Source organism: Sphingomonas sp. RS2018, assembly GCF_054489605.1.
Genome location: NZ_JBTMWL010000011.1, coordinates 1 through 3,970, shown reverse-complemented (window position 1 = coordinate 3,970; position 3,970 = coordinate 1). Strand labels below are relative to the sequence as shown.

Here is a 3,970-nt window from a genome sequence, read left to right as displayed (position 1 = left end):
TTGCGCATGACGGCCGGATTGAACATGTCAGAACTTCCGGATTTGCGGATGTCGAAGCACGAACGCCATTCTCGGCAACTACCGCAATCCGGTGGGGCTCGGCCTCAAAATGGCTCACGAGCGTTGCGGCGCTAAGACTCGTCGAGCAGGGGAAGCTGCGACTCGATGCGCCAATCAGCACCTACCTGCCGCAGTTCAGAGCGGACACAGGGAAGCGCGTGCTCGTGCAGCATTTGCTCTCGAACACGAGTGGCATACCAGATCTGCTCAGCCGACAAATCTCTACCGAGCCGGAACTGCGCACGTCCACGGCGACGACGTCGGAGATTGTGAAGCGCTTTGCAGGGGGCGACCTGGCGTTTCAGCCGGGTGAGGGTTGGGATTATGCCGCGCTGAATTGGTCAATTGTCGCGCAAATTCTGGAAGCAGCATCCGGAGAATCGTTCCCGGTGCTGATGCGGCGGCTGGTGCTGCAACCCTTGAACATGTCCGGCGCCGGCTTCGTTCAACACGATCAGCCGGCAGTTCCACACCTGGCAGCGGCTTACTCATCCGTCGCTCCGCCGGTGCGCAAGATGGCGACCGTGCCCGCCTTCCTTGCAGCATCCGGCAATGTTGCCGGAACGGTGCGCGACGCTGTCCGTGCCGCGCACGGTACCTTTCATGGTCGGCTACTGACGCCATCGTCACGAACGGAGCTAGCCAGGATCAGATGGCCCGCGCAAGAATACGCACTGGGTGGGCGGATACACCTTATCGCGGGTGACCCATGGGCGTGGGAAACGGGCAAGGTCCAGGGATATCGGACGCACATTGCGCACCGCATTGCCCGGAGCGAAACTGTCGTGGTGTTCAACACGACCGATATAGAACAGTCGCAAATCGGCACCTGGGTGGAGACGATCGCACAAGCCTGAGCTCATGGGATATTCGTCGCCTCGACCGGTGCCTTCAGTTCGACGAGCCGGTCCACGATTGCCCGATACGGCCGATGACAGCTCGTCCATGGGTGCCGGGGTTCGAGCGTGGCAGCGGTCCAATATTCCGTGAGAAGCTTCGGATCGCGGACGAACGGACGCAGGACGTGGAGCGCCAGGCGAACCTCGATCGTCCCGACCGCCTTGCTGCTGGATTGATAGGCCGCCGCCTGCAGGATCTGCAGTGCGAGGTTGATAAGCGCGTGGCGGTGGGCTCGCTGGCGAGCGCGTTGCTTGCCGTAGGGTATCGGCAGGAGATGGATGAGTGGAGACGCGCATCGCTTGGGGCATTTGAGCGCCGACCGGGCCGCGCGCCAATCCGTATTGCCGCCGTTGGCCCGCACCTCGTCGATCAGTGCCGCCAGATCCCAGACCTCGGTAGCCAGGCAGCTTCGGCAACTGACGCGGACCTGCGCTTCGATACGATGCAGATCGTGAAGGGTCTTCGGGTCGCCAACCACATGCCAGGTTACGCGAAGACGGGGAGGGGGAACTGCTCGCCCTGCTCGGCCAGGACAGCGCGTGCCTGCTGCGCCGCTCCGACGGCCTGCCGGTAATGCACCGTCGCGCAGCGCTCGGCCTCGTCGAAGCCGACCAGTGCCCATTCCTCGCTCGGATAACAGGCGTCGTAAATCGCGCGCGCAGCTGCACGCAGCCGGAGATCGTGCTCCATGCCAAGGCTCCATCGATGTCGAGACGCCACGAATCAGCGTGGGCTCTGCGTAGAACAATAGAGGAACATTCGGCAAGGGCGAAGGCGGTCAGCGGGTCGCGCCTTTGTACGGCTCGCACGCGATGCCATCACCGTCGCCATCCATATGTGCACCGTAGCCGGGTGTACCCCGATGCAATGGGGCGGCACCGGCACGGCGGGCGTCGCTGCAGTTTCGGTAGCTCCAGCTCGACGCTGCTGTCTCAGCCGAAGGGAGCCTTCTGCGGGGGGCAGAAGGGCGCGGCGAAGGTAGGGCCGTATCGGGGGGCTGCGTAACCCCGCAGTCGGCCCGTACCATCCCGAACTGGTCCCAATCGGATCGATATATCGCGTGCGCCGAAGCCAGCTGCGCGCAGGACAAATCCACCCCGTTGACCCGTATCCTGGCCAGCGTCCGGTCGTAGATGTCACGCCCTTGTCGATCGATCACGGCAGTGCCGCGAGACGCCGCTTCCAGCGCCCGCCTGGAAGCGAACGGATCGCCGGGAGCGCAGTCGCGACCGTCTCGGCAGTGGCCCGGCAATTCAGGGGCATCGATGCCGACGAGGCGGATGACTTCCTGCCCACAGCGTAGCGTGTCGCCGTCAACGGCGATCAGTAAGCAGGCGAGGGCAACGAAGGACATGTGAATTACCCTCGCGCACGCAAATTAAATTCCGGTTGCCTGTGCGCCCACGGGCGATAGCTCACAACGGCCTGAGCGAATTCTTTCGCCGAGTTGCAGACATTCATCCTCCGAGGGTCTGTGGCCAGTATAGCCAAGCGTAGAACGCGATTGCGGCAAGCGGGACCGCATAGTCGAGCCACCGCCAACGGACAAAGATCAGTGCCCCAAATGCGGCAAGCGGGGCTAGCATCCTGATCCAGTCCAGAGGTCCGATTGGACCGGTCGAACTTGCTTGCGTGCCACCGAAGATGAACCAGCCGGCAAAATAGGCTGCTTGGGTCGCCGTGAACGCGCCCCAGAAATATCGCCTGTTTTGGTCATAGAACGCGGACAGATCGCAGTTGTCGCCAACCTCGTCGGGCAGGCAAGCGAGAGCCGTGAGCACGAGCAAGAGGACATGTCCGAAGAGGTAAACATAAACTGGAAAAATGAGCACCGTTGTGGCGTCGCGAATGGTCCACTGTGCGAACCAGATGCGAATAACTTCAAGTATCACAAGGGCGGTGGCCGCGAGTATGCGCCCATCCCAGCGGACCGTTCGCCGGTGCCGCAGGATCTTGTGGACGCCAATTACAAGGTCGGCGAGAGCCAAGCTCATCAATATAGAGATCAGCCCGATTGCATATTCGAAAGGCGCCACCGTTGTCCCCCTAACGCTTCATCTGCCTCAGTCTGAATAATGGCAGCCCTCGCCAAAGCAAATGTTCGCTTTCCACCAAAGTCGGACACGGCTGCGACTCCGATCACGCGATCAACCCGCGGACTTGTTCCTCCCACGTAGCTGAAACTCCCCGGCCGAGCGTCAGCTCGCTGATCGTGGCCGCGGTGCTCTGACGCCCCTTCAGCACGGCGTTGATGACTATGGGGCTGAGGAACGCGAGCCGCAGCACGCGGGTCATGTAGGAGGGCTTCACGCCTTCGCGGATAGCCAGCGTGGTGATGTCGAGCTCGCCCTTGCGCAGCTCGGCCCACCAGCGGTGGGCTTTGGCGATCAGCCGCAGCAGCGCGGTATCGGGGGCGGCGACGAGCGGTGCGCCGGCGGCGTCGACCAGCTTCACGACGGAGCCAGTGCGCGTGATCCGTGCCGTGATGACTAGCGTGGTCGTCGCTGTGCAGGTCGGGGCGGGGAGGTTGAGCAGCTTCGCGAGCTCGGCGCTGTTGCAGTCGATGGCGAGCGCATCGTGCGTAATCCGCACCCGTTGGATCAGCGCGTCCAGGATCGGCCGGTTGCGGGTGACGTTCGGCGGTGCTGTCGCTCCCGTAACCCGACGCAAGGTGTCGGCGTCAAGCGGCAGGCCAAGGTCCGCGGCCAGCGCAATCGGGTTGGCCAGCGCAGCGGCGATGCGGTCGGTAACCAGGGTCTCGAGCTCTCGCGCCGGAATGCGCAGCTCGTCTCCGCGCCCGTGCCGCGTGGCATAGTAACGGTACCGGGTGCTACCCTTGCTGGCATGATCGCAGATGAGCTGGTGACCCTGCTCGTCCTCGACCTTGCCGGCGAGCAGGCTGGCGTTCGTGACACGACTGCGGCTGCGGTGCCCCTGCAGGTTGTCGGCAAGCTTGCGCTGCACCTGCTCGAAGATGTCCGGATCGACGATGCCGCTGTGCAGACCCTGA

General features: G+C 63.2%; 5 protein-coding genes and 1 pseudogene. 1 reads left to right on the top strand and 5 read right to left on the bottom strand.

Going from position 1 to position 3,970, the window contains the following annotated elements; all coding sequences use genetic code 11:
* The coding region (locus ACX40P_RS15125) for a serine hydrolase domain-containing protein (protein WP_459127185.1) at window positions 1-917 on the top strand (917 nt) is incomplete at its 5' end.
* A 2-nt stretch (window positions 918-919) separates the two neighbouring features.
* Here ACX40P_RS15125 and ACX40P_RS15120 read toward each other — a convergent pair.
* The 5 genes and pseudogenes from ACX40P_RS15120 to ACX40P_RS15100 form a co-directional block, all read right to left on the bottom strand.
* Window positions 920-1,438: a hypothetical protein gene (locus ACX40P_RS15120; RefSeq protein WP_459127184.1), complete on the bottom strand. Its 519-nt coding sequence runs from the start codon at window positions 1,436-1,438 to the stop codon at window positions 920-922.
* 8 nt (window positions 1,439-1,446) lie between these two features.
* Window positions 1,447-1,650 carry a hypothetical protein gene (locus ACX40P_RS15115; protein WP_459127183.1) on the bottom strand — a complete coding sequence of 68 codons (204 nt, stop codon included), beginning with the start codon at window positions 1,648-1,650 and terminating at the stop codon, window positions 1,447-1,449.
* 88 nt (window positions 1,651-1,738) lie between these two features.
* The gene (locus ACX40P_RS15110; RefSeq protein WP_459127186.1) at window positions 1,739-1,987 is read right to left on the bottom strand and encodes an excalibur calcium-binding domain-containing protein; all 249 of its coding nucleotides are present in this window, start codon (window positions 1,985-1,987) and stop codon (window positions 1,739-1,741) included.
* A gap of 430 nt (window positions 1,988-2,417) precedes the next feature.
* Window positions 2,418-2,996: a hypothetical protein gene (locus ACX40P_RS15105; protein WP_459127182.1), complete on the bottom strand. Its 579-nt coding sequence runs from the start codon at window positions 2,994-2,996 to the stop codon at window positions 2,418-2,420.
* Window positions 2,997-3,099: 103 nt separating this feature from the next.
* Window positions 3,100-3,970 (bottom strand): annotated as a pseudogene (locus ACX40P_RS15100) (hypothetical protein); the annotation flags it as partial.

Bases quoted from the DNA above. Each gene is read 5' to 3' on its own strand.
- ACX40P_RS15115 (WP_459127183.1), bottom strand. From the start codon at position 1,650: ATGGAGCACGATCTCCGGCTGCGTGCAGCTGCGCGCGCGATTTACGAC.
- ACX40P_RS15110 (WP_459127186.1), bottom strand. From the start codon at position 1,987: ATGGTACGGGCCGACTGCGGGGTTACGCAGCCCCCCGATACGGCCCTA.